General features: G+C 65.0%; 23 protein-coding genes. 20 read left to right on the top strand and 3 right to left on the bottom strand.

The features are described 5' to 3' along the window. Positions 1-269 precede the first annotated feature (269 nt). The 5 genes from rho (at position 270) to ACFO0G_RS00740 (ending at position 6,185) form a co-directional block, all read left to right on the top strand. Positions 270-2,390: a transcription termination factor Rho gene (rho, locus tag ACFO0G_RS00760; protein WP_286397781.1), complete on the top strand. Its 2,121-nt coding sequence runs from the start codon at positions 270-272 to the stop codon at positions 2,388-2,390. A gap of 233 nt (positions 2,391-2,623) precedes the next feature. Next, complete coding sequence (gene prfA, locus ACFO0G_RS00755) at positions 2,624-3,697, top strand: peptide chain release factor 1 (RefSeq protein WP_286397780.1); 1,074 nt, start codon at positions 2,624-2,626, stop codon at positions 3,695-3,697. A gap of 15 nt (positions 3,698-3,712) precedes the next feature. Beyond that, positions 3,713-4,612 carry a peptide chain release factor N(5)-glutamine methyltransferase gene (gene prmC / locus ACFO0G_RS00750; RefSeq protein ID WP_286397778.1) on the top strand — a complete coding sequence of 300 codons (900 nt, stop codon included), beginning with the start codon at positions 3,713-3,715 and terminating at the stop codon, positions 4,610-4,612. Further along, the gene (locus tag ACFO0G_RS00745) at positions 4,609-5,421 is read left to right on the top strand and encodes an L-threonylcarbamoyladenylate synthase (RefSeq protein WP_286397776.1); all 813 of its coding nucleotides are present in this window, start codon (positions 4,609-4,611) and stop codon (positions 5,419-5,421) included. The genes prmC and ACFO0G_RS00745 overlap by 4 nt, the downstream gene beginning before the upstream one ends. Beyond that, a complete protein-coding gene (locus ACFO0G_RS00740; protein ID WP_286397774.1) occupies positions 5,421-6,185 on the top strand; it encodes a WecB/TagA/CpsF family glycosyltransferase in 765 nt (254 codons plus the stop codon). Before ACFO0G_RS00745 ends, ACFO0G_RS00740 begins: the two co-directional genes overlap by 1 nt. On the opposite strand, the gene ACFO0G_RS00735 is transcribed toward ACFO0G_RS00740, so the two are convergent. Continuing rightward, positions 6,182-7,078: a glycosyltransferase gene (locus ACFO0G_RS00735; protein ID WP_376976071.1), complete on the bottom strand. Its 897-nt coding sequence runs from the start codon at positions 7,076-7,078 to the stop codon at positions 6,182-6,184. The genes ACFO0G_RS00740 and ACFO0G_RS00735 overlap by 4 nt on opposite strands. Before the next feature lie 288 nt (positions 7,079-7,366). Between ACFO0G_RS00735 and ACFO0G_RS00730 the strand changes: the two genes are divergently transcribed. The 14 genes from ACFO0G_RS00730 (at position 7,367) to ACFO0G_RS00665 (ending at position 20,917) form a co-directional block, all read left to right on the top strand. Beyond that, on the top strand, positions 7,367-8,479 hold the full coding sequence (locus tag ACFO0G_RS00730) for an MraY family glycosyltransferase (RefSeq protein ID WP_286397772.1): 1,113 nt from the start codon (positions 7,367-7,369) through the stop codon (positions 8,477-8,479). Positions 8,480-8,590: 111 nt separating this feature from the next. Then, entirely contained in the window at positions 8,591-9,073 is a 483-nt protein-coding gene (locus ACFO0G_RS00725) for a hypothetical protein (RefSeq protein WP_286397771.1), read from the top strand. After that, positions 9,066-9,404 (top strand): AtpZ/AtpI family protein, encoded by a 339-nt coding sequence (locus ACFO0G_RS00720; RefSeq protein WP_286397769.1) that lies wholly within the window; start codon positions 9,066-9,068, stop codon positions 9,402-9,404. Before ACFO0G_RS00725 ends, ACFO0G_RS00720 begins: the two co-directional genes overlap by 8 nt. An 81-nt stretch (positions 9,405-9,485) precedes the next feature. Next, the gene (gene atpB, locus ACFO0G_RS00715; protein WP_142133429.1) at positions 9,486-10,286 is read left to right on the top strand and encodes a F0F1 ATP synthase subunit A; all 801 of its coding nucleotides are present in this window, start codon (positions 9,486-9,488) and stop codon (positions 10,284-10,286) included. A 111-nt stretch (positions 10,287-10,397) separates the two neighbouring features. Further along, positions 10,398-10,616: an ATP synthase F0 subunit C gene (gene atpE, locus ACFO0G_RS00710; RefSeq protein ID WP_003804776.1), complete on the top strand. Its 219-nt coding sequence runs from the start codon at positions 10,398-10,400 to the stop codon at positions 10,614-10,616. 54 nt (positions 10,617-10,670) lie between these two features. Next, positions 10,671-11,222, top strand: coding sequence for a F0F1 ATP synthase subunit B (locus ACFO0G_RS00705; protein ID WP_142133430.1), 552 nt, complete (start codon positions 10,671-10,673; stop codon positions 11,220-11,222). Then, positions 11,222-12,049: a F0F1 ATP synthase subunit delta gene (locus ACFO0G_RS00700; RefSeq protein WP_142133431.1), complete on the top strand. Its 828-nt coding sequence runs from the start codon at positions 11,222-11,224 to the stop codon at positions 12,047-12,049. Before ACFO0G_RS00705 ends, ACFO0G_RS00700 begins: the two co-directional genes overlap by 1 nt. Positions 12,050-12,127: 78 nt before the next feature. Next, entirely contained in the window at positions 12,128-13,765 is a 1,638-nt protein-coding gene (gene atpA / locus ACFO0G_RS00695; RefSeq protein WP_286397768.1) for a F0F1 ATP synthase subunit alpha, read from the top strand. A gap of 70 nt (positions 13,766-13,835) precedes the next feature. Continuing rightward, a complete protein-coding gene (locus tag ACFO0G_RS00690; RefSeq protein ID WP_286397767.1) occupies positions 13,836-14,726 on the top strand; it encodes a F0F1 ATP synthase subunit gamma in 891 nt (296 codons plus the stop codon). Positions 14,727-14,809: 83 nt separating this feature from the next. Continuing rightward, entirely contained in the window at positions 14,810-16,264 is a 1,455-nt protein-coding gene (gene atpD, locus ACFO0G_RS00685; RefSeq protein WP_286397765.1) for a F0F1 ATP synthase subunit beta, read from the top strand. Between the two features lies 1 nt (position 16,265). Beyond that, complete coding sequence (locus ACFO0G_RS00680; protein ID WP_018760117.1) at positions 16,266-16,550, top strand: F0F1 ATP synthase subunit epsilon; 285 nt, start codon at positions 16,266-16,268, stop codon at positions 16,548-16,550. A gap of 10 nt (positions 16,551-16,560) precedes the next feature. Further along, positions 16,561-16,992: a DUF2550 domain-containing protein gene (locus tag ACFO0G_RS00675; protein ID WP_142133435.1), complete on the top strand. Its 432-nt coding sequence runs from the start codon at positions 16,561-16,563 to the stop codon at positions 16,990-16,992. Positions 16,993-16,997: 5 nt separating this feature from the next. Next, positions 16,998-18,326, top strand: a complete 1,329-nt coding sequence (locus ACFO0G_RS00670) for an alpha/beta hydrolase (RefSeq protein ID WP_286397764.1) — start codon at positions 16,998-17,000, stop codon at positions 18,324-18,326. A gap of 32 nt (positions 18,327-18,358) precedes the next feature. Then, the gene (locus ACFO0G_RS00665) at positions 18,359-20,917 is read left to right on the top strand and encodes a bifunctional lysylphosphatidylglycerol flippase/synthetase MprF (RefSeq protein ID WP_376976655.1); all 2,559 of its coding nucleotides are present in this window, start codon (positions 18,359-18,361) and stop codon (positions 20,915-20,917) included. A gap of 171 nt (positions 20,918-21,088) precedes the next feature. Here the strand turns inward: ACFO0G_RS00665 and ACFO0G_RS00660 are convergent, their stop codons facing one another. Both ACFO0G_RS00660 and nucS read right to left on the bottom strand, forming a co-directional pair. Further along, complete coding sequence (locus ACFO0G_RS00660; RefSeq protein ID WP_003804766.1) at positions 21,089-21,292, bottom strand: cold-shock protein; 204 nt, start codon at positions 21,290-21,292, stop codon at positions 21,089-21,091. A gap of 306 nt (positions 21,293-21,598) precedes the next feature. Then, positions 21,599-22,294, bottom strand: a complete 696-nt coding sequence (nucS, locus tag ACFO0G_RS00655) for an endonuclease NucS (protein WP_376976066.1) — start codon at positions 22,292-22,294, stop codon at positions 21,599-21,601. Between the two features lie 106 nt (positions 22,295-22,400). On the opposite strand from nucS, the gene ACFO0G_RS00650 reads away from it, so the two are divergent. Next, positions 22,401-22,754, top strand: a complete 354-nt coding sequence (locus tag ACFO0G_RS00650; protein WP_286397762.1) for an ATP/GTP-binding protein — start codon at positions 22,401-22,403, stop codon at positions 22,752-22,754. Positions 22,755-22,762 lie beyond the last annotated feature (8 nt).

Raw genomic sequence — 22,762 nt, 5'->3', positions numbered from 1 at the left:
TTCAGTTGCTGTTTGATCTACCACTGTGAATGTATTCCGGTGCCGCCTGCTTGGTCTGTCGCAGGAATCTGCAGCATCCAACTGCCCCTGAACCGTCAGCCCGGCGTTGTGCCATGGGCGCAGCGCAAGGTGAATCAGTATCCGGCCCTGCTGGCCGAAATCCAACCGGCAAGGCCGAACAATCCCGGCTGCAGATCTGAACTGCAGCCCAGATCAAATCATCGCGTCCAGCTCCCAGTCTGGACGCCGTCGAGGGGGAAGGATCCTTCGTGACCGAAACCACTGAGCTGTCACCAGCTGTGGAACACACAACTTCTGCTGCCGAATCAACGGCCGCACCCGCCAAGAGCAGCGGCCTCGCCGGCCTGAAGCTCGCCCAGCTGCAGGCCCTTGCCAGCCAGCTCGGTATCTCCGGCGGTTCCCGCATGCGCAAGGGGGACCTGGTTTCGGCCATCTCCGCCCATCGCGCAGGGACCCTCACCGCCAAGGCCCCCGCAAAGTCAGCGGAAAAGGCTCCGGAAAGCACCGTGGCTCCGGCTGCAACCGCACCTGCTTCCGCTCCGGAGGCCCCTGCCGCAGAGGCTCCTGCAGCAGAAGGCACCCGTGCCCGTGGACGCGGCCGCAGCCGCCGCGCCGTCAGCGATGGGGTGGTTGCCCCCGCAGCCGAAGCTCCCGTCGTGGAGACCGCCGCACCCGCCCCCGCAACTGTCGAGGCGCCGTCGGCCGCTCCTGCGGAAGCACCCGAGGCAACGGAAGGTGCTGCCGAGCGCCGCCAGCCGCGCACCCGCAACCGCCGCCGCAGCGAAGCCGCTGCCGCCTCCGTCCAGGAAGCCCCGGTGGAAACCCCGGCAGAGCAGCCGGCCGCGGAACAGCGTTCCGGCGAGCAGCGCACCGAAGCCCCCGCAACTGAAGCGGGCGACGCCGGCCAGCGCACCGAACGCCGCGAAGGCGGTCGCACCCGCGGCCGCGACCGCGATTCCGACGGCGGCCGCGACAACCAAGGCAGCCGTGAGGCAGGCCAGCGCGAAGGCGGCCGTGACAACCGCGACAACGACGATTCAGACGGCGGAAGCCGCCGCAACCGCCGCAACCGCCGCGACCGGAACGACCGCTCCGGCGGCCAGGACCGGGACAACTCGCGCAACGACCGCTTCCGCGACCGCAACGACCGCCGCCGCGGCCGCAACCAGGGCCCTGACGTGGATGACGTCGAGGTCACCGAAGACGACGTCCTGCTGCCGGTTGCCGGCATCCTGGACGTCCTGGAGAACTACGCATTCATCCGCACCTCCGGCTACCTGCCCGGCCCCAACGACGTCTACGTCTCCCTGGCCCAGGTCAAGAAGTACAACCTGCGCAAGGGCGACGCCGTAGTCGGCGCCATCCGTGCACCCCGTGAAGGTGAGGACCGCAGCCAGCAGTCCAACCGCCAGAAGTTCAACGCCCTGGTCCGCGTCACCTCCGTCAACGGCAAGACGCCGGAAGAGCTGAAGGACCGCGTCGAGTTCGCCAAGCTCGTTCCGCTTTACCCGTCCGAGCGCCTGCGCCTGGAGACCGATCCCAAGAAGATCGGTCCCCGCGTCATCGACCTCGTGGCACCCATCGGCAAGGGCCAGCGTGGCCTGATCGTCTCCCCGCCCAAGGCCGGCAAGACGCTCATCCTGCAGTCCATTGCCAACGCAATCACCACCAACAACCCTGAGGTCCACCTCATGATGGTGCTGGTTGACGAACGCCCCGAAGAAGTCACGGACATGCAGCGCACCGTCAAGGGCGAGGTCATTGCCTCCACCTTCGACCGTCCCGCCGACGACCACACCACCGTGGCCGAACTTTCCATCGAACGCGCCAAGCGCCTCGTGGAAATGGGCATGGACGTGGTGGTCCTTCTCGACTCCATGACCCGCCTGGGCCGTGCCTACAACCTGGCAGCACCGGCGTCCGGCCGCATCCTGTCCGGCGGCGTCGACTCCGCAGCCCTCTACCCGCCCAAGCGCTTCTTCGGCGCCGCCCGCAACATCGAAAACGGCGGCTCGCTCACCATCCTGGCCACCGCCCTCGTTGAGACCGGTTCCAAGATGGACGAGGTCATCTTCGAAGAGTTCAAGGGCACCGGCAACATGGAGCTCCGCCTGTCCCGCCAGCTGGCCGACAAGCGCATCTTCCCCGCGGTGGACGTCAACGCCTCCGGCACCCGCCGCGAAGAGAACCTGCTCTCCCCCGAAGAAGTCAAGATCATGTGGAAGCTGCGCCGCGTCCTCTCCGGACTCGAAACCCAGCAGAGCCTTGAACTGCTCACCAACAAGATCCGGGAAACCCAGAGCAACGTCGAGTTCCTCATGCAGGTGCAGAAGACGACGCTTGGTGCGAAGTCGGATAACGACAAGTAGCTGAGTTACAGGGGCGGGGTGTCGGTGCCTTGCGTGGTTCGCCGCGCGGGTTTTCCGCCCCCGCCCCTTCGCGTGGCGGCTCAGTCCTGACGGACGTGAGCCGCCACGCTCCGGCAGGCCCGATGCCACTCCCGGGGCGGAAAACCCGCGCGGCTTGGTAGTCCCGCCACCGTCCCGCTTCGTGCCCTAGCCGTCGCGTTACTAGACTTGTACAAGTCGAAAGAGGTTTATAGATGTTTGAGTCCGTACAGGGCCTGCTTGATGAGCATGACTCCATCCAGGCGCAGCTCGGGGATCCTGCTGTTTATGCTGACCAGCGGCTTGCCCGGAAGCTCGGGCGGCGGTCGGCTCAGCTTAATGGCATTGTGGAGGCCTATCACAAGTGGGAGGGCCTTCGGGATGATCTTGCCGCTGCCAAGGAGATGGCTGCCGAGGATCCCGAGTTTGCTGCCGAGGTGCCCGAGCTGGAGGCCTCACTTGAGACGGCCGCGGCCAAGCTTCGCCGCCTGCTCATTCCCCGCGATCCTGACGATGCCCGCAATGTGATCCTTGAGGTCAAGGGCGGTGAAGGCGGCGACGAGGCCGCCCTGTTCGCCGGCGACCTGCTGCGCATGTACACCCGGTACGCGGAGTCCCGCGGCTGGAAGACTGAAATCATCTCCGCCACCGAATCGGACCTTGGCGGGTACAAGGACGTCCAGGTGGCGGTCAAGGGCAACTCCAACGACCCCGCCGAAGGTGTTTACGCCCGCCTCAAGTTCGAGGGCGGCGTGCACCGCGTCCAGCGCGTGCCCGTCACCGAATCCCAGGGCCGCATCCACACGTCCGCCGCTGGCGTACTTGTCCTGCCCGAAGTGGACGAGCCCGAAGAACTCGAGATCAACCAGAATGACCTCAAGATCGACGTGTACCGGTCCTCGGGTCCGGGCGGGCAGTCCGTGAACACCACTGACTCCGCCGTCCGCATCACGCACCTTCCCACCGGCATCGTGGTGGCCATGCAGAACGAGAAGTCGCAGCTGCAGAACCGCGAAGCCGGCATGCGCGTGCTGCGGGCACGCATCCTGGCGCACCAGCAGGAGCAGATCGACGCCGAAAACTCGGCCCAGCGCAAGTCGCAGATCCGCACCATGGACCGCTCGGAGCGCATCCGTACCTACAACTACCCCGAAAACCGGATCGCAGACCACCGCACCGGCTACAAGGCGTACAACCTGGACCAGGTCATGAACGGCGATCTGGAACCGGTCATCCAGTCCGCCATCGAGATGGACGAGCAGGCCCGCCTGGACGCCATCGGCGACTGACCGGAATCCATGCCCATGACCGAGCCCTCCTCCGCGGCGCCGTCCCGGACCCTGGCGGCAGCGGTCCGTGAGGCTGCGGCCCTCCTGGCGGAAGCCGGAGTGCCCAGTCCCCGGGCCGACGCCGAACTGCTGGCAGACCACCTGCTCAACATTGGGCTGGGGCCCCTTCGCTCGTTGATGCTGGGTGACACTCCCGTGCCGGAGGGTTATGCCGAACTCGTGGCCGAACGTGCCAGCCGCATCCCGCTGCAGCACATCACCGGGGTGGCGCATTTCCGCTACCTGGAGCTGGCCGTGGGACCTGGCGTGTTCATTCCTCGGCCGGAGACCGAAACAGTGGTGCAGCTGGCCATTGACCATGTCAAGGGAATGCCGCACCCACGGATCGTGGACCTGGGGACCGGATCCGGTGCCATCGCGGGCTCCATGGCCCATGAAGTACCCGGCGCAGAGGTCCACGCCGTCGAGTACAGCCCCTTCGCGCACGCCTGGGCGGCGAAGAACCTGGCGCCGCTGGGTGTCAACCTCATCCTGGGGGACCTGCGCGACGCTTTCGCGGAACTCAACGGAACTGTCGACGTCGTCATTTCCAACCCGCCGTACATCCCCGCCGAAGCCATCCCCAACGAACCCGAAGTAGCCCTGCACGATCCGCCCGAGGCCTTGTACGGCGGGGGAGCGGACGGCATGGAACTTCCGACGGCGGCCGCCGCCTCAGCTGCCCGGCTGCTGCGTCCCGGGGGCTACTTCGTCATGGAACACGCCGAAGTCCAGGCCGGCTGGACTGCCGCCATGCTTGGCAGGAGCGGGACCTGGACAGCCATCACCACGCACCTGGACCTGAACGGCAAGGAGCGCGCCACCAGTGCCGTGCTCGCAGACCAGTCCACACGGAATGAAAGAATGGGCCAGTGACCACAACTTATGACTGCACCATTGACGACGAGCGGGCCCGGGGCCTGGAACACGCGCAGCGTGCCATCAGCGAAAAGAAGTGCGTCGTGCTCCCCACGGACACGGTTTACGGCATCGGCGCGGACGCATTCTCGCCGCAGGCCGTCACCATGCTGCTGGTATCGAAGGGACGCAGCCGCACCATGCCGCCGCCCGTCCTGATCCCGCGCATCAACGCCCTGGACGGCCTGGCCACCGAGGTTTCGGCGGACGCCCGGAAGCTGGCCGAGGCCTTCTGGCCCGGCGGACTGACCCTCATCCTGCACGCGCAGCCATCGCTGGACTGGGACCTTGGCGAAACCAAGGGAACCGTGGCGCTGCGGATGCCCGCCGACGAAGTTGCCCTGGAACTGCTGACCCTGACCGGTCCGCTTGCGGTTTCCTCCGCCAACCGCACCGGCCAGGCTCCCGCCCAGACGGCCGCAGCAGCCCGTGAACAGCTTGCCGACTCGGTGGAGGTGTACCTGGAAGGCGGCGCACGCCCGCTGGAAGGTGAAGCCGGCGTGCCCTCAACCATCGTTGACGCCACCGGGCCCGTCCTCCGCGTGGTCCGCAACGGCGCCGTGAGCCTTGACCGGCTGCGCGAACACGTCCCGGGAATCCTGGGCCTCGGGGAAATCCCCATGGCTGAAGAGGAACCCGCAGCGGATCAGGCGGGCGCAGGGGAGACGGTGGACGACGCCGGTCACGCACCTGCCGCCTCCGGCTCCTCCGCTGTGCCGGCTGCCGACGCAGAGCCCACCACGCCGGCCGGGAACCAGCAGCCTTGATGGCGCTGGACCGCCAGCAGATCCCGGTCCTGGACGTCCACGCGACGCCCCTGCGCGTTTCCGAGCTGGTCGAGGAGCTCAACCGGTTCATCGAGGACGGCCGGACCCGGACCGTCCTGGGCCACAACCTGCACAGCGTCACGCTCACCCTGTCCGACGACGGCTTCCGTCGGCTGTATGAGGAAAGCGACGTGGTGCTCCTGGACGGCGCCCCGGTGCTGTGGCTCTGGGGGAGGACCGGCAACGCCGAGGGCCCGGTGATGGATTACCGGCTTGGTTCCACCGACTGGCTGCCCGCCCTTCACCAGGTGCGCGGCCTTGAACGTATCGCCGTAATCGGCGCCGGCACCGATGCTAATGCGGGTGCTGTCAGCAGGCTGAAGGACATCGTTCCGAACGCCCATGTTGCCGGCTTCCCGGGGGAGGGCTGGGATCCTGCCCTTGAGGACGCGGCGGTGGCGTGGCTGCACCGCGAACAGCCCCAGCTGGTCCTGCTCGGCCTCGGCATGCCGCTCCAGGAAGAGGTCCTGCAGCGGCGGCTGCGCGACATGCCGCCCTCCGTCTACTGTGCCGTGGGCGGCGCTATCGAACAGCTGGCGGGAGTCCAGAAACTGGCTCCGCGGTGGCTGGGCAGGATGGGGCTGGAGTGGGCCTGGCGCCTGCTCCTGCATCCCCGCCGTGTTGCCTACCGCGTGCTGGGGGAGCCCTGGGTCCTGCTGTGGCTCCTGGTTGCCCGGCGGATCAAAAACCGGGGCCCGGCCTAGAACTTCTGGTCCTCCAGCGGGGCAAAACCCTTGCCTCGGAGGCCGGTACTGAACGAACGCGCCCAACCCAAAAAGCCCCGCAGGTCGCGGCGCTGCAGGAAGTAGCCCAGGTAGCCGCCCACGTCAGCCACGAACGAGCGCACCCGGAAGTACCGACGGATCAAGTAGCCGCGGTTCCGGTAGTAGTAGAAGCGCTTGAAGGCGGAGTCGGGAACGATCACATGCCAGCGGGCGCCGTAGACGTGCTGGGTTTCCGAGAAGGCGTGGGGGTGCGTAATGGCGGTGGTTGTCACCGTGCCGAAACGGATCCCCGCCTTGCGGAGCCGAATGGTGAAATCCACCTCGTCGCCGCGGATGAACAGCCGCATATCCGGCAGTCCCACTTTGAAGAACACGTCCGAGCGGATCAGCGCGCCGTTGAAGAAGTGCCCGTCGTCCGGCAGGAAGCCGAGCATTTCAACCTCTGCGCGGTCGTGCGTGACTTTGCCGTCAAGGCGGAAGAAAAAGGACAGCCGCTCGGGATGCCCGGGCGCTGTCACCAAGGGGACCACCGCTTCCAGGTCGCGGGCCTCAGCCTCACGAAGCAGCGTGGCGAGGCATTCCGGATCGGTGGGCTCGGCGTCGTCGTCCATCATCCAAACCCAGCGGGCACCGCTGGCGACCGCCTTGAGCGCTGCCAGCGCAAACCCCCCGGCGCCGCCCAGGTTGGCCTCCGAACGGACATAGTCAACGTTGGGGTGCGCCGCCGCAACCTCCGCAGCAGGGGTGGTGCCGCTGTCCACAAGGCAAATGGTGTCCACCTGCCGGCTCTGGGCGTTGATCGAATCCAGCAGGACGGACAGTTCCTTGGGCCGGTCAAACGTCACGGCGGCTACCGCAATGCGGGGGGTCATGGGGGTCCTTTCCGCATGGCCGCCAGGGAGTTCCCCACCTGTTGTGCGCCCGTGTGGCGCGGAGCCATGGTGCCGGTGGCACTAGTATCTTTGACTAGAGTCCACTGTAATACAGCCCTGTAAGGCGCTGCGCGTAAGTCTGGCGCACTGCCTGCTGCGCGCTCGGCGACGGAGAAGTTTCATTTATCGAAGAACAGATTCCCGGCCAGTGAGCCCTTCCACCATGGACCGGCTGCCGGCGCAGCTGAACGGCTTCGACACCAATAATCCCAAGACGGTGCCTGCCGCATGATCATGTACCTGCTTATGGGGCTGACGGCTGCCATCGTGTCCTACGCCGCCACATGGGGCGCCCGGGTGGTGGGCCACAGGCTTGAGCTGCACCTGCCAATCCGCAGCCGGGACATGCACTCCATCCCCGTCTCCAGGCTCGGCGGCGTCGCGATCTTCCTGGGCATCATGGTGGCGCTGGTCGTGGCCAGCCAGTCGTTCTTCGTCAAGGACATCTACCGGAACAATTTCTCCCCCTGGGGTGTCCTGGCCGGCGCGGCCGTGATCGTCCTGGTGGGCGTGGCGGACGACCTGCTGGACATCCGGTGGTGGGTCAAGCTGATCGGGCAAAGCGCAGCCGGCCTGACGGTGGCCCTCTGGGGTGTCCGGATGACCATCGTTCCGTGGGTTCCGGAGCCCATCTACCTGCAAAACGAAACGCTCCGCGTGGTGCTGACAGCGGGGCTGATCGTCACCACCATGAATGCCTTCAACTTCATCGACGGACTGGACGGCCTCGCCGCCGGGGTGGCTATTATCGGCGGCACGGCATTCTTCTTCACCGCCTACTGGGTGCACCGGAACGCGGTACTGCTGGACTACTCGGACCTGGCAACCCTCATCACGGCCGTACTGGTGGGCGGCTGCCTGGGGTTCCTGCCGCACAACTGGTTTCCGTCAAAGATCTTCATGGGCGATTCCGGCGCCATGCTGATCGGACTGCTCATGGCCTCGGCCGGTGTGGTGTCCACGGGGCAGATCTCCTCGGGCCTCTACGACCGCGCCAACGGCATCTCAACGGTGATCCCCATCCTGCTTCCGTTCGCCGTCTTGTTCCTTCCGCTGCTGGACCTGGGACTTGCCGTGGTGCGCAGGACGGCCCGTGGACGTTCCCCGTGGTCGGCGGACCGCGGCCACCTGCACCATAAGCTGCTGGACATCGGCTATTCGCACCGCACCGCCGTCATCCTGATGTACCTGTGGACGGCAGTGCTCTCGTTCGGCGGCCTGGCCTTCGCAATCTTCCCTTGGCAAATCGTGCTCGCGGTGGACATCTTTGCCACGCTCGTCATGGGACTGGTCACGGCGTGGCCCTACCTGTCGCGGGGAAATGCGGAAACGACGGCGTAACGCCGGTTCTGAATTATTTCTATCTCATGTAGAATTTAGGGGCAGCCCAAGCTGCCACTCCACCCCCTGCCTCCTGGCGATGTGCCATGTGGTGCCGACGATTGGGATCGAATGACCTCCAACGCCGAGTCCGGACCTGCATCCGGCAATGGTCCCGTTGGCGCCTCCGGTCCCACGCCCTCACTGTGGCTGAACCTGCTCAAGCGCAGTTCCATTGCCGCGTCGGTGGGGCTTGTGCTGTGTGCCATCCCGGCCGCACTCCTTAACGGGTTCGCCGGCGCCATATCGAGCGTCCTCGGTGGCCTGCTGGTGATGCTGTTCTTTGGTATCAGCCTGCTGGTGGGGCACTTCGTGGGACGCAGCAACCCGTCGGGGGCGATCGGTGTGTTCGTCGCCACCTACTTCATCAAGGTAGTGGGCTTTGCGGTGGTCCTGTTCGCCATTGGCGCTCCGGTATGGCTCCACGGCCGGTGGTTCATCATCGGCGCGGTGGTTGCCGTCGTCCTTTGGCAGGCTGCGGAGATCCATGGCTTCAGCCGGGCCCGCCTCCAGATCTACAACGATCCAGAAGACAGGGGAGCAGCCGATGCGTGACCCGAAGAAGTCCGCGGGCGGCGCTCACGGCAGACGGGGATCCAAAGGCTCCGCTCCCGCTGCTTCCGACCCTTCCAACGATGGCGGCTACAACGCTGGAATGGCTGTATTCAGCTACATCATTGGCGGAATCATCGTCTGGAGTTTGATAGGGTGGGGACTGGATTATCTGTGGGGAACGCGCTGGATTGTGCTCGCAGGCGCTCTGCTCGGAGCCGTCGGAGGTTTCTACCTTTCCCACATGCACGGCCTCACCAGTTCCCGCAAAAATGCTGATGAGCGCCATGCTCCCGGCGCACCGTCCCAGGACGGAGAAGATAATGCCAAATAATTTCACAGGGGGAACAGCAGGCTGTCAGGCTGCCGGACCCCGCCCAACGCCCAATGATGGACACTGCAGAGAGGAAACGCGTTGATCGCGCTTGCGCTCCCGGCCCAAGATTCAGGAGAGTTCACTCCTCCTGGTATTAACGAAATGCATTTGCCGGCAATCCTGCCGTGGGGTGCCGCAGAAGGATTCTCCAAGCAGATGCTGCTGGTCCTCCTCTCTGTCGTCTTTATCGCCGTCTTCTTCGTGCTGGCCGCACGCAAGCAGCAGCTGGTACCCGGCAAGCTCCAGTTCGCCGGCGAGGCCGCTTACGGCTTCGTCCGCAACGGCATTGCCAAGGACATCATCGGCGGCAGGGACTTCATCAAGTACGTCCCGCTGCTTTTCAGCCTGTTCTTCTTCATCCTTGTCAACAACATCTACGGCGCCATCCCGGTGTTCCAGCTCCCCACGTTCTCGCACGTGGGTGGAGCGTACGTGCTGGCCGGCCTGGTCTACATCACCTGGATCGCCATCGGCATCAAGAAGAACGGCCTGCGCTACTTCAAGCTGGCCACCGTCCCGTCGGGCGTTCCGTGGTACATCCTGCCGATCGTCATCCCCATTGAGATCATCTCCAACTTCGTGGTCCGGCCCGTCACGCACAGCCTCCGTCTGTTCGCCACGATGCTCGCAGGCCACCTGATCGTGATGATCGCCGGTTCCGGCATCGAGTACCTGATCATGCAGGAGAACGTCCTGCTGAAGGGCACCTCGGTCCTGGTCCTGGCCGGTGCCATCGCCATGTACATGCTCGAGGCCCTGATCATGGTCCTGCAGGCCTACGTCTTCACGCTGCTGACCGCGATCTACATCGAAGGCGCGCTGCACGCCGACAGCCACTAGGCACCCCGCCGGGGGAGCCATGCTCCGCCGGCACACCACAGTCTTCCCCTCGCGGGGATGAAGCAACCCAAACAACCTGCCGCACAAAGCGGCATCTTGAAAGGAAAAAAAATGGAAGGCTCCATCAACGGCTCCCTCAACCTCATCGGCTATGGCCTCTCGGCTATCGGCGGTGGTATCGGTGTGGGTCTCGTGTTCGCTGCCTACATCAACGGCGTTGCACGCCAGCCGGAAGCCCAGCGCGTCCTGCAGCCGATCGCATTCCTTGGCCTGGCGCTGACCGAAGCACTCGCCATCCTGGGCCTGGTCTTCGCTTTCGTTCTCAAGTAAACCTTCAGAACTTCAGCGAACATTCAGAACCGAGTAGATAAGGACGGGTGAAATATGCATCAGCTGATCATCTCAGCCGCCGCTGAAGGCGACGTCAACCCCCTTGTTCCCAATGCCTGGGAAATGCTGGTTGTCTTCGTGGGCTTTGCCATCCTCTTCTTCATCGTGGTCAAGTACGTTGTCCCGATGTTCGAGAAGACCTTCGCCGAGCGTGCCGAGGCCATTGAAGGCGGCATCGCCAAGGCTGAAAAGGCCCAGGCTGAGGCGTCTGCTGCACTCGAAGAGTACAAGCAGCAGCTGACCGACGCCCGCACCGAAGCCAACCGCATCCGTGAGGAAGCCCGCGCCGAAGGTGCCCAGATCCTCGCGGATCTCAAGGAGAAGGCGGCAGCAGAGTCTGCCCGCATCACCGCACAGGCCCACGCGCAGATCGAATCCGAACGCCAGGCGGCCGTTGTGTCCCTGCGCTCTGAGGTAGGCACCCTGGCCACCACCCTTGCCGGCCGCATCGTGGGCGAGTCCCTCGACGACGACGCACGGGCAGCACGGGTAGTGGACCGCTTCCTGGCAGATCTGGAGTCCCAGAACGCAGGTGCAGCTAAGTAATGGCAGGCGTATCGAGCGAATCGCTGGCAACAGCCCTGGCCGCGTTGGAAGCGAAGCTTCCTACGGCGTCGCTGCAGCTGGCAAAGGAACTCTTCGGAATTCTGGGAATGGTGGACAGCTCGGCTGGCTTGCGCCGTGCCCTGACTGACCCCTCCCGCAGCGGTGACGAAAAGTCGGCGCTGGTCAGGCAGCTGGTTGGCGGAAAAGTCTCCGCTGATGCTGCTGAGATCGCGGGCGGACTGGCCAGCTCACGCTGGGCATCGGCGCGTGACATCGGCGATGCACTCGAGACTCTTGCCGCAACGGTGGTCATTTCCGTTGCTGAAAACAAGTCGGCCGTTTCTGCCTCCGGAATCACTGGCCTGGAAGAACTGGAAAACGATCTGTTTTCCTTCAACCAGGCTGTTGCCTCCAGCCACGAGGTACAACGTGCTCTGTCCGAACCGCAGGCAAGCGCAGCAGCCAAGTCTGCCCTCGCCGAGAAGCTGGTGCCCGGCGTCAGTGAGGAAGCCAAAGTCCTCATCACGCAGGCAGTCAGCCAGCCCCGCGGGATCAAGCCCACCCGGCTTGTGGAACGGTTTGCCGAACTGGCGGCCAAGCGGCAGCAGCGCTGGATTGCAACGGTCAGTGTGACCCGTCCTTTGTCGCAGACGCAGCTGGCACGCCTCCAGGCAGGCCTGAACAATCTGTACGGGCGGGAACTGAAGGTCAACATCAACGTTGACCCGGCGCTCATTGGCGGCATCCGCGTCCAGGTAGGTGACGAGGTGCTCGACGCTTCGGTCCTCACCCGGCTGGGCGAACTGCAACGCCAGCTGGCCGGCTAGCCGGACAAGCACAACACAACTGATAGAAACCCCGGTCACCGTTTGCGGTGATCACAAACAGGAGAGCAGGGACTGCAGATGGCCGAATTGACCATCAACGCCGACGACGTCCGTAATGCGCTGAACGAGTTCGCGGCGTCCTACGAACCCGGGAACGCAGAGCGCGTAGAGGTCGGCCGCGTAACCACCGCTAGTGACGGCATCGCCCGTGTTGAGGGCCTTCCCTCGGTCATGGCGAACGAGCTGCTGCGCTTTGAGGACGGCACCCTGGGCCTGGCCCAGAACCTCGACGTCCGTGAAATCGGCGTCATCATCCTCGGCGACTTCACCGGCATCGAAGAAGGCCAGGAAGTCCACCGGACCGGGCAGGTTCTGTCCGTTCCCGTTGGCGATGCCTTCCTTGGCCGCGTTGTCGACCCGCTGGGCGTGCCCATCGACGACCTCGGCGAGATCAAGGCCGAGACCACCCGCGCACTGGAGCTTCAGGCCCCCGGCGTGACCCAGCGCAAGTCGGTCCACGAGCCGATGCAGACCGGCCTCAAGGCCATCGACGCGATGATCCCGATCGGCCGCGGCCAGCGCCAGCTGATCATTGGCGACCGCCAGACGGGCAAGTCCGCCATTGCGATCGACACCATCATCAACCAGAAGGCCAACTGGGCTTCGGGCGATGTCAACAAGCAGGTCCGCTGCATCTACGTTGCCATCGGCCAGAAGGCGTCCACGATTGCCGCCATCCGCCAGACCCTTGAGGACAACGGCGCGCTGGAGTACACCACCATCGTGGCTTCTCCCGCGTCCGACCCCGCAGGCTTCAAGTACCTGGCACCGTACGCCGGCTCGGCCATCGGTCAGCACTGGATGTACGGCGGCAAGCACGTCCTGATCGTGTTCGATGACCTGTCCAAGCAGGCCGAAGCCTACCGCGCCGTGTCGCTGCTCCTGCGCCGTCCGCCGGGACGCGAAGCCTACCCGGGCGACGTCTTCTACCTGCACTCCCGCCTGCTGGAGCGTTGTGCCAAGCTCTCCGACGAGCTCGGTGCCGGCTCCATGACGGGCCTGCCGCTGATCGAGACCAAGGCGAACGACGTGTCCGCCTACATCCCGACCAACGTCATCTCCATCACCGACGGCCAGATCTTCCTGCAGTCCGACCTCTTCAACGCCAACCAGCGTCCCGCTGTTGACGTGGGTGTGTCGGTTTCCCGCGTTGGCGGTGCCGCCCAGGTGAAGTCCATGAAGAAGGTCTCCGGCACCTTGAAGCTGGACCTTGCACAGTACCGCGACATGCAGGCGTTCGCGATGTTCGCGTCCGACCTGGATGCAGCGTCCCGCCAGCAGCTGACCCGTGGCGCCCGCCTGATGGAACTGCTCAAGCAGGGCCAGTACTCGCCGTTCCCGGTCGAGGACCAGGTCGTCTCCATCTGGGCCGGCACCAACGGCTACCTGGATGACGTTCCCGTCGAGGACATCAGCCGCTTCGAGGCCGAGTTCCTGGAGCACCTGCGCCACAAGTCCTCGATCCTGACCACGCTGGCCCAGACCAACGTGCTGGACGACGACACCGTTGCCGCTCTGAAGTCCTCGATCGTGGACTTCAAGAAGGGCTTCTTCGGCGAGGGTGACAACCACCTGGTAGGCGCCGGCCACGAGGAGCATGACGCTATCTCCGAGGGCGAAGTCGACCAGGAAAAGATCGTCAAGCAGAAGCGCTAATTCCGCACCGCCGGTGTGCCGGGCCCCAGGGTCCGGCACACCGGCTACGGAATGTTAGGAAAGGATAAGTATGGGAGCCCAGATCCGGGTCTACCGCCAGAAGATCAGCTCGACCACGTCGATGCGCAAGATCTTCAAGGCGATGGAACTGATCGCTACCTCGCGCATCGGGAAGGCCCGTGCGCGCGTAGCAGCTTCACTGCCTTACGCGAACGCGATCACGCGCGCCGTTTCTGCTGTCGCCAGCCAAAGCGAAATCGACCACCCGCTGACCACTGAGCCGGAGCAGATCCGCCGTGCCGCCGTCCTGGTAATCACCTCGGACCGTGGCTTGGCTGGTTCCTACTCTGCCGGTGTCCTCAAGCAGGCGGAAGGTCTCAACGAGCTGCTCCACGCCGAAGGCAAGGAAGTCAAGACCTACCTCGTGGGCCGCAAGGCCCAGGCCTACTTCGATTTCCGGAACCGCGAGTACGCGCGGGTCTGGACCGGAGGAACCGACGCCCCCGAGTTCAGCACCGCCCGTGAAATCGGCGAGGCACTGCTCCACGATTTCGCCACCGATTTCGCTGAGGGCGGCGTGGACGAGATCCACGTTGTGTACACGCGCTTCAAGTCGATGGTTACGCAGGAGCCCACGGTCATCCGCCTCCTGCCGCTGGAGGTAGTGGAAGAGCAAGCCGCCTCCGAATCGGAGCTGCTGCCGCTGTACGAGTTCGAGCCGGAAACCGAGCGGGTCCTTGACGCACTGCTGCCGCGCTACATCGAATCGCGACTGTTTGCCGCGATGCTGCAGGCCGCTGCATCGGAGCTGGCCGCCCGCCAGCGGGCGATGAAGTCGGCAGGCGACAACGCAACGGAACTGATCAAGAAGTACACGCGTCTGCGCAACACGGCCCGCCAGGCCGAAATCACGCAGGAACTCTCCGAGATTGTTGCCGGTGCCGACGCCCTTGCGTCGTAGCCTCCAACGCCCCGGTTTACGCGGAACCAGCACCACCACAGATAAACTTAACCCCACGCCATCTACTGAGTGAAGTGAGAGAGATGACTGCCACTGCTACCGAACGCGTAGCCGCAACGGCCGGTGCCACCGGCCGTATTGCGCGCGTAATCGGCCCGGTTGTCGACGTCGAATTCCCGGCTGACGCAATCCCGTCGATCTACAACGCCCTCACCACCGAGATTACTCTCAACGGTGAGACCAAGACCATCACGTTCGAGACCTCCCAGCACCTGGGTGACAACCTCGTCCGCGCCATCTCCCTGCAGGCAACCGACGGCCTTGTCCGCGGCACCTCCGTGGTGGACACCGGCGCCCCCATCTCCGTTCCCGTCGGCGACGGCGTCAAGGGCCACATCTTCAACGTGCTGGGCCAGCCCCTGGACGTTGCCGAGTCGGAGCTGGATGTCAGCGAACGCTGGCCCATCCACCGCAAGGCTCCCAGCTTCGCTTCGCTGGAAGGCTCCACCGAGATGCTGGAGACCGGCATCAAGGTCATCGACCTCCTCACCCCGTACATCAAGGGTGGAAAGATCGGCCTCTTCGGCGGCGCCGGCGTAGGCAAGACCGTTCTGATCCAGGAAATGATCACCCGTGTTGCCCGCAACTTCGGTGGTACTTCCGTGTTCGCCGGTGTTGGCGAGCGTACCCGCGAGGGCAACGACCTCTGGGTTGAGATGGAAGAGGCAGGCGTCCTCAAGGACACCGCCCTTGTCTTCGGCCAGATGGATGAGCCGCCGGGAACGCGCCTCCGCGTGGCCCTGTCCGCGCTGACCATGGCAGAGTACTTCCGCGATGTGCAGAACCAGGACGTGCTGCTCTTCATCGACAACATCTTCCGGTTCACCCAGGCAGGTTCCGAGGTTTCCACCCTCCTCGGCCGTATGCCTTCGGCCGTGGGCTACCAGCCCAACCTGGCGGACGAGATGGGCCTCCTGCAGGAGCGCATCACCTCCACCAAGGGCCACTCCATCACCTCGATGCAGGCCATCTACGTTCCCGCAGATGACTACACCGACCCCGCGCCGGCCACCACCTTCGCGCACCTGGATGCCACCACGGAACTTTCCCGTGAAATCGCCTCCCGTGGCCTGTACCCGGCCGTCGACCCGCTGACGTCCACCTCCCGCATCCTGGACCCCCAGTACATCGGCAAGGACCACTACAACACGGCCGTCCGTGTGAAGCAGATCCTGCAGAAGAACAAGGAACTCCAGGACATCATCGCCATCCTCGGTGTCGATGAACTCTCCGAAGAAGACAAGATCGTCGTGTCGCGTGCACGCCGCATCCAGCAGTTCCTCTCGCAGAACACCTACACCGCAAAGCAGTTCACCGGTGTTGAAGGCTCCACGGTTTCCATCAAGGACACCGTTGAAGGCTTCGCGGCGATCTGCGACGGCGAACTCGACCACATCGCGGAGCAGGCGTTCTTCAACGTCGGCGGCCTCGACGACGTCGAGCGCCAGTGGGCCAAGATCCAGGAACAGACCAAGTAATATGGCTGAGCTTGAGGTTGAGATTGTCGCAGCGGACCACTTTGTGTGGTCCGGAGCGGCCAAGATGGTCAAGGCCCGCACCAGCGATGGTGAAATCGGAATCCTGCCCGGCCACTCGCCCCTGCTGGCGATCCTGGCCGAGGGTGAACTGGCAATCCAGCCGGTTTCCGGGGACCGTATTGCGGTGGACGTCGACGGCGGGTTCTTCTCCGTCGACAACAACCGCGTGGTGATCGTTGCTGACAACGCCCAGTTGGGCGGCTCGGCTACCGCTGGGATCCGCTAGCACGACCTTGATGGACGCACCGGGTATTTCGTTCATCGCACTGGCAATCGCGTTCGGATTGCTGATTTTTGCACTGTGCCTTTCGGGGGTACGCCGCTTCAACTTGCGGCGTGCCCTCGGCACGGTGGACGCCTCCATTTGCGTAGCTGGAAACAGCTGGCAGATGGGGGTTTGTCGTTATCAGGACAATGACCTCGAGTGGTTCAGGCTCATCTCCTTGAGCGTCCGCCCCAAGTACACATTTAAACGCAGCTCACTGGAGCTGCTGGGCCGCCGGAAGCCTACCGAAGCGGAGGCGGTGAAGGTCCAGCCGGACGTGGTGATCGTCGAACTCCGCTACGAGGGGCAGGACCTGCACCTGGCCATGAAGTTCGACGCCTACACGGGACTGTCATCCTGGCTGGAAGCAGGTCCTGTCATTGGCGTGGGGACCTGGCGCTAGCCAACGTGGACTGGCTTTTAGACATCCGGCTCACCGACGGTCCACTCTACGGAACCGTGCTGGTATTGGGAATGGGCGGCGCCGCCTATCTCCTGGTGCCACCCTGGCGCGCCGCCATGGTTCCGGTCCATCGCGTCCGGGCTTGGGCTGTCCGCATCCTCATCGCCGCGGCAGCCGCCTTCGCCCTGGTTGGTACGGTGCACTGGGCGCTGATCAACATCTTCACCATCTTCCCCGAGGACCTGCCCGACCCCGTCCTGCTGTGGCTGGTTCCGGGTGTGGCGGCACTGCTCCTGTGCCTGCTCCGGCTGCCCCGGACGAGTTGGGGCGGCCGCGGGGGAGGGGTCCTCGCCGCGCTGCTGGTGGTGCTGCTGTCCGCGATCCAGATCAACGCCTACTTCGGCCTCAACAGGACCGTCAGTGACCTGCTGGGCACGGCACTGGCGCGTATTCCCGTGCTGGAGCAGGACCTCATGCGCCACCCCGGGGGGCCCGACGGCGTGCCGCTGCAGGGCTGGAAGCCGCAGGGGGAGCTGCCTGCCGGAGGCGAACTGCGCAAGTCCACGATTCCAGGAACGTTGTCCGGAATGAACACCCGCGACGCCTACATCTATCTTCCGCCGGCCTACTTTGCAGCCAACCGCCCCGCCCTGCCCGTGCTGGTCCTGGTGGCAGGGCAGCCCGGCGGTCCCGCCGACTGGCTCACCGGCGGCGCAATTCGCGGCCATATGGACTCCTTTGCCGCCGCCCATGGCGGGGTGTCACCGGTGGTGGTCATCCCGGATCCCAATGGCTCGCAGTCCGCCAACACCATGTGCATGGACAGCCGCATCGCCAAAGCGGACACGTACCTTTCACAGGACGTGCCACAGTGGATAGGTTCCACCCTGGCGGTGGACACCAACCACAGCCACTGGGCCATCGGCGGCTTCTCCTTCGGCGGCACCTGCGCGGTGCAAATGGGAACCAGGCATCCTGAGATCTACGCGGACGTGCTGGCCTTCTCCAGCGAAGCGGAGCCGGCAATTGCCAAGGAACGCCAGAAGACCATCGACGCAGCCTTCCCCGGAACCCCCGACGAATTCACCCGGCAGACTCCACTGGAGATTATGAAACACCAACGGTTCGAGTCCCACGGCATGTACCTCACCGCAGGCCAGAACGATCCGGAGTTCGTGGCCAACCTCCAGACGCTTGCCGCGGCAGCGCAGGGCGCCGGCTTCACAGTGCAGGCACACGTGGTGGAGCACACCGGCCACTCCTGGGACACTTCATCCAAGCGCTTTGCCGACGCCCTGCAGTTCCTTGGCAGCCAGTGGGGGATGCAGTGGTGACCACCAGGAACCCCAACCGCACGGCCGCCCTGATGTGGGCCGCCGTCGGACGCCCTGCGGTGCAGCAGACGCTGCGCACGCTGAAGTCCATGCCGTTCACGCTTGGGGTGGTTGTTGCCTTCCTCGCCACCGCCGCCCTGACCGGAAGCTTCCTGGACGGCCCGCCGGAGCAGCTCCTGGGGCTTGCCTCCGTCAGCGGCCCCGGCCTGCGCGGCGGGCAGTGGTGGTCGCTGTTCACCAGCCTCTTCTTCGCCACCAACCCGCTGGCTTACATCGCGGCGTCGCTGATGATGGTCCTGCTGCTGGGACTTGCCGAGCGCAAGCTGGGCTGGCGGGCCGCCGTCGGTCTGTTCTTCGGCGGCCAGTTCGCGGCCGTCACCGTGTTCCTCCTGGTGACCCAGCTGGCGGGATATGTGGGGGACGGCTGGCTGGACGCCATGGCCGATGACAACCTGATTGGCCCCTACGCCCCGGTGTTGACCGCCGGCCTGGCTGCCAGCGCCCGTATCACCCTGCTGTGGCAGCGCCGGCTCCGCACCGTGGTGCTGTCCATTTCGATCCTCCTGGTTCTTTACGTGGGACATGCCGAGACGGTGATCGGCCTTATCGGCGCGCTCCTTGGCCTCCTGGCCGGCTGGTGGATCCAGGGGGACCAGGGGCGCCTGCACCGCCACCGGTCCACGGGCCGTGAGACCAGGAACCTGTTGGCCCTCACCGTTGCGGTCTTTGCCGTGGGACCGATCCTGACCGGCATTACGCGGGCGCCCACGGGACCGTTGGCCCTGCTGCGCGACGTTGTGCTGAGTCCGATGCCCACCCTCAGCCAGCTGGTGTTCAACTGCGGCGCCACAGTTGACGCGTCCTGCCTGGAAACAGGGCGGGCGGGATTTGCCGGACCGTTCGGTTTGGCGCTGGCGGTGGTGCCGGTCATCCTGCTGCTGATCTGCGCGGACGGCATGCGCCGCGGCCGCCGGCTTGCCCTCAACATCGCCCTGGCCATCCAGTTGGCCGTTACGGCCCTGGCCGCCGTCTACCTTGCCCTGTTCGCCCTTGTCCCGTCCCGCCTGCAGGGCACGCATGCCACGCCGCTGTCCTCGGCCTTCGCGCACGTGCTTCCCCTGGTGGTTGTCCCGCTGCTGCTGGCGGTCGTCCTGTGGCTGAACCGGAGGCAGTTCCGCGTGCAGACCCGTCCCGGCGCCCGGCGCGTGCTCGGTGCCGTGGTCTGCGGAACCTGGCTTGCCCTGGCCGGCTCCTACACCGTGGCCTGGTTCTGGTCCGGGGGACTGGCCCGCGACGGAGGCTTGCTGGGGCTCTTCGCCGAGCTGGCCCGGCAGTACGTTCCGGTGCCCATTCCCCAGCATTTCCGGCGGGTCTTCCCCGAGCAGGACAGCGCAGAAGCCTTGTTGTTCGCCTACTCGGGTCCGGTGTTCTGGCTGGTAGCCCTGGTGGCCGTGTGGTGGGTTCTGGTGGGCCGGCACCACGGCCTCAACTTCGGGCGGCAGGACCGGGACCGCGCCCGGGACCTGCTCCACCAGGGCGGCGGCCCGCTGTCATGGATGGCACTCTGGGAGCCCAACACCTACTGGTTCAGCCCCGACGGTGCAGGTGGAATGGCGTTCCAACAGCATGGGACCGTGGCGTTGACCCTGGGCGGTGCGATCGGCGACCGCGGGGCTGAGCAGAGAGTGACCGAGGGATTCCTGGACTACTGCCGCAGCCAGGCACTGGTGCCGGCGCTCTACTCCTGCGACGACACCATGTGGCCGGCGCTCCGGGAACGTGGTTTTTCCCGCGTGGCCGTTGCCCAGGAGACCCGGCTGGCGCTGGATGAGCTCGAGTTCAAGGGCAAAGAGTGGCAGAACGTCCGGACCGCCCTGAACCGCGCGGCGAAGCTGGGCGTCCACGCGGTCTGGGGCTCGTACCACTCGCTGCCGCCGGCGCTGCGGTCGCGGCTGAACGAAGTGTCCGAGGAGTGGGCGGCCACCAAATCGGTTCCGGAAATGGGCTTCACGCTTGGGGGAGTGGACGAGGTCGATGACGAGGAAGTCCTCTGCTGCCTGGCTGTGGACGGCAACGGCACGGTCCACGGCGTGACCAGTTGGCTGCCCGTGTACGACGGCGGGCGGCTGGTCAGCCGGACGCTGGACGTCATGCGCCGCGGCAGCGAGGGATTCCCGGGCGTGATGGAGTTCCTGATCGCCTCGGCTGTCCTCGAGCTACGGGACTCGGTGGACATGATCTCCTTGTCCGGCTCCCCGCTGGCCAGCCGCCCGGACATGCAGCCGGGGACGGGAGACGCCGTGGACGATACGGGGACGGCGGACGAAAGCACGGAAGCGGGCGCCACCGACGAGGGCGCGCAGAACCTCGTCAGGATCCTGGACCTGGTAGGCCACGCGCTTGAACCGGTCTATGGCTTCCGCTCCCTGGCGGCGTTCAAATCGAGATTCAAGCCGGAGTATCGGGCGCTCTACCTGTATTACCAGGACCCGCTGCACCTGCCCGCCATCGGCCGCGCGCTGACCCGGGCCTACCTCCCGGGCCTGTCCCTGGCACAGGGCGCCCGCCTGGTCCGCAAATTGGTCACCTGAGGCCGTCCAGCCGGCCTGCAAATGCCCGGCCTGCAAATGCCCGGCCGGAAAGTGCCCGGCAGTAATGTGGCATTTCCGCCGCGGTATTTCCGCAAATGCAAAATGGTCCCCGGCAGAATTGCCGGGGACCATTTGTCGCTGACAGCCGCGGAAAGCGGCCGGGCGGATTACTTAGACGACAGTTACGCCAGTGGCCTGGGGGCCCTTGGCGCCCTGGCCGATTTCGAACTGAACGCGCTGGTTCTCGTCGAGGGTCTTGAAGCCGCCGGTCTGGATTTCGGAGTAGTGAACGAAGACATCGCCATCGGAGTCATCCGGGGTGATGAAGCCGAAGCCCTTTTCAGCGTTGAACCACTTGACGGTTCCCTGTGCCATTTATTTCTCCTCATTATGGAACTTTTTAAGACCGGCACACCTCGTGCCGCCCTTGGTCACTCCGCGAGAAGAATCCTGGATTGCCTCGCCCGGAAAGGGGCCCGGCGCTGCAGGAGCTTCGCGCTCGCAACATGTCTTGCGAGCATGAAAAACACCTACACAAAGACTGAGATAAGAATTTCATGCCTGTTCCCGCAGGTCAACGGCCCGAACAGCAAAAAGGCGAAAATTTAGGTAAAAAACAGGTGACGAAGAGACCTGCTTCGGATGCTGCTATTTAGGTGCCTGAAGCAACAAAGGAAATGGCTAGAAGAGCCGCGATTCGCTGTCGTCAACTCCGCGCATCACGTCGTAGTCAAGCGTTACGCAGTCGATCCCGCGGTCATTGGCCAGCACCTTTGCCTGCGGTTTGATCTGCTGGGCGGCAAAGATGCCGCGCACCGGTGCCAGCAGGGGGTCGCGGTTGAGCAGTTCCAGATACCTGGTGAGCTGCTCCACGCCGTCGATGTCCCCCCTGCGCTTGAGTTCAATGGCCACCGTGGCACCATCGGCGTCCCGGGCCAGGATGTCCACCGGGCCAATCGCGGTAAAGTACTCGCGCCTGATCAGGGAATAGCCCTGGCCCAGCGTTTCAATCTGCTCGGCCAGCAGCCGCTGCAGGTCCGCTTCGACGCCGTCCTTGATCAGCCCGGGGTCCACCCCGAGGTCGTGCGAGGACTCGCTGATCTTTTCGTGGATGTTGATGATGAGCCGGTCATCTGTCTTGGCCGACTGCACGGTCCACTGCTCCACCACCCCGAGCTCCAAGTCCACCTCGTCCGGGGATGATACCCGGAGCGAAGCCGGCGGGCTCATCCAGTTCAGCGGCTTGTAGGAACCGCCGTCCGAATGCACCAGCACGGAGCCGTCCGCCTTGACCAGCAGGAGCCGGGTGGCGAGGGGGAGATGGGCTTTGAGCCGGCCGACGTAATCAACGGAGCAATGGGCTATGACAAGACGCACGCCGTACAGACTATCGCGTGGGGTCCGGCAGGTGGTGCCCGACGGCGGGACGCAGCTTGCGGGAAGCGGTCCAGGATCAGTGGCGCGGCTGGGGCAGAATAGATACATGCCGCGCTCCAACCGTCCCCGCCGTCCCGCTTCCGGCCGGGGGCCCGTTTCCGGCAAGGGCGCAGGGCGGAAAAGCAACAGCGACGTCCCCGAACTGGACCTGGAACGTGCGCGGGCGGGAATAGCCCGCCGGGAAAGCGCCCCGGACGGTGAGTGGATGGTGCGCACCATGACCGCAAAGAACGCCGAGAAGACCTACATCTGCCCGGAGTGCTCCACAGCGGTGCTGCCCGGTGTCGCGCACCTCGTGGTCTGGAAGGACGACCACCTCTTTGGCGCCGCCGCAGGCCTGGCCGAACGCCGGCACTGGCACACCAACTGCTGGCTGACGAGAAGCTACCGCTACCGCTGACGTGGCCG

The organism is Arthrobacter sedimenti (genome assembly GCF_042652025.1).
GTDB lineage: Bacteria > Actinomycetota > Actinomycetes > Actinomycetales > Micrococcaceae > Arthrobacter > Arthrobacter sedimenti.
This window is presented reverse-complemented; position numbering and strand designations above follow the sequence as displayed.

Excerpts from the sequence above, each read along its gene's own strand:
- ACFO0G_RS00720 (WP_286397769.1), top strand. The coding sequence starts at position 9,066 with ATGCGTGACCCGAAGAAGTCCGCGGGCGGCGCTCACGGCAGACGGGGA.
- ACFO0G_RS00690 (WP_286397767.1), top strand. The coding sequence starts at position 13,836 with ATGGGAGCCCAGATCCGGGTCTACCGCCAGAAGATCAGCTCGACCACG.
- atpD (WP_286397765.1), top strand. The coding sequence starts at position 14,810 with ATGACTGCCACTGCTACCGAACGCGTAGCCGCAACGGCCGGTGCCACC.
- ACFO0G_RS00740 (WP_286397774.1), top strand. The coding sequence starts at position 5,421 with ATGGCGCTGGACCGCCAGCAGATCCCGGTCCTGGACGTCCACGCGACG.
- ACFO0G_RS00660 (WP_003804766.1), bottom strand. The coding sequence starts at position 21,292 with ATGGCACAGGGAACCGTCAAGTGGTTCAACGCTGAAAAGGGCTTCGGC.
- prfA (WP_286397780.1), top strand. The coding sequence starts at position 2,624 with ATGTTTGAGTCCGTACAGGGCCTGCTTGATGAGCATGACTCCATCCAG.
- atpA (WP_286397768.1), top strand. The coding sequence starts at position 12,128 with ATGGCCGAATTGACCATCAACGCCGACGACGTCCGTAATGCGCTGAAC.
- ACFO0G_RS00680 (WP_018760117.1), top strand. The coding sequence starts at position 16,266 with ATGGCTGAGCTTGAGGTTGAGATTGTCGCAGCGGACCACTTTGTGTGG.
- ACFO0G_RS00700 (WP_142133431.1), top strand. The coding sequence starts at position 11,222 with ATGGCAGGCGTATCGAGCGAATCGCTGGCAACAGCCCTGGCCGCGTTG.
- ACFO0G_RS00735 (WP_376976071.1), bottom strand. The coding sequence starts at position 7,078 with ATGACCCCCCGCATTGCGGTAGCCGCCGTGACGTTTGACCGGCCCAAG.
- prmC (WP_286397778.1), top strand. The coding sequence starts at position 3,713 with ATGACCGAGCCCTCCTCCGCGGCGCCGTCCCGGACCCTGGCGGCAGCG.
- atpE (WP_003804776.1), top strand. The coding sequence starts at position 10,398 with ATGGAAGGCTCCATCAACGGCTCCCTCAACCTCATCGGCTATGGCCTC.
- ACFO0G_RS00725 (WP_286397771.1), top strand. The coding sequence starts at position 8,591 with ATGACCTCCAACGCCGAGTCCGGACCTGCATCCGGCAATGGTCCCGTT.
- ACFO0G_RS00650 (WP_286397762.1), top strand. The coding sequence starts at position 22,401 with ATGCCGCGCTCCAACCGTCCCCGCCGTCCCGCTTCCGGCCGGGGGCCC.
- ACFO0G_RS00665 (WP_376976655.1), top strand. The coding sequence starts at position 18,359 with ATGTGGGCCGCCGTCGGACGCCCTGCGGTGCAGCAGACGCTGCGCACG.
- ACFO0G_RS00675 (WP_142133435.1), top strand. The coding sequence starts at position 16,561 with ATGGACGCACCGGGTATTTCGTTCATCGCACTGGCAATCGCGTTCGGA.
- ACFO0G_RS00730 (WP_286397772.1), top strand. The coding sequence starts at position 7,367 with ATGATCATGTACCTGCTTATGGGGCTGACGGCTGCCATCGTGTCCTAC.
- ACFO0G_RS00705 (WP_142133430.1), top strand. The coding sequence starts at position 10,671 with ATGCATCAGCTGATCATCTCAGCCGCCGCTGAAGGCGACGTCAACCCC.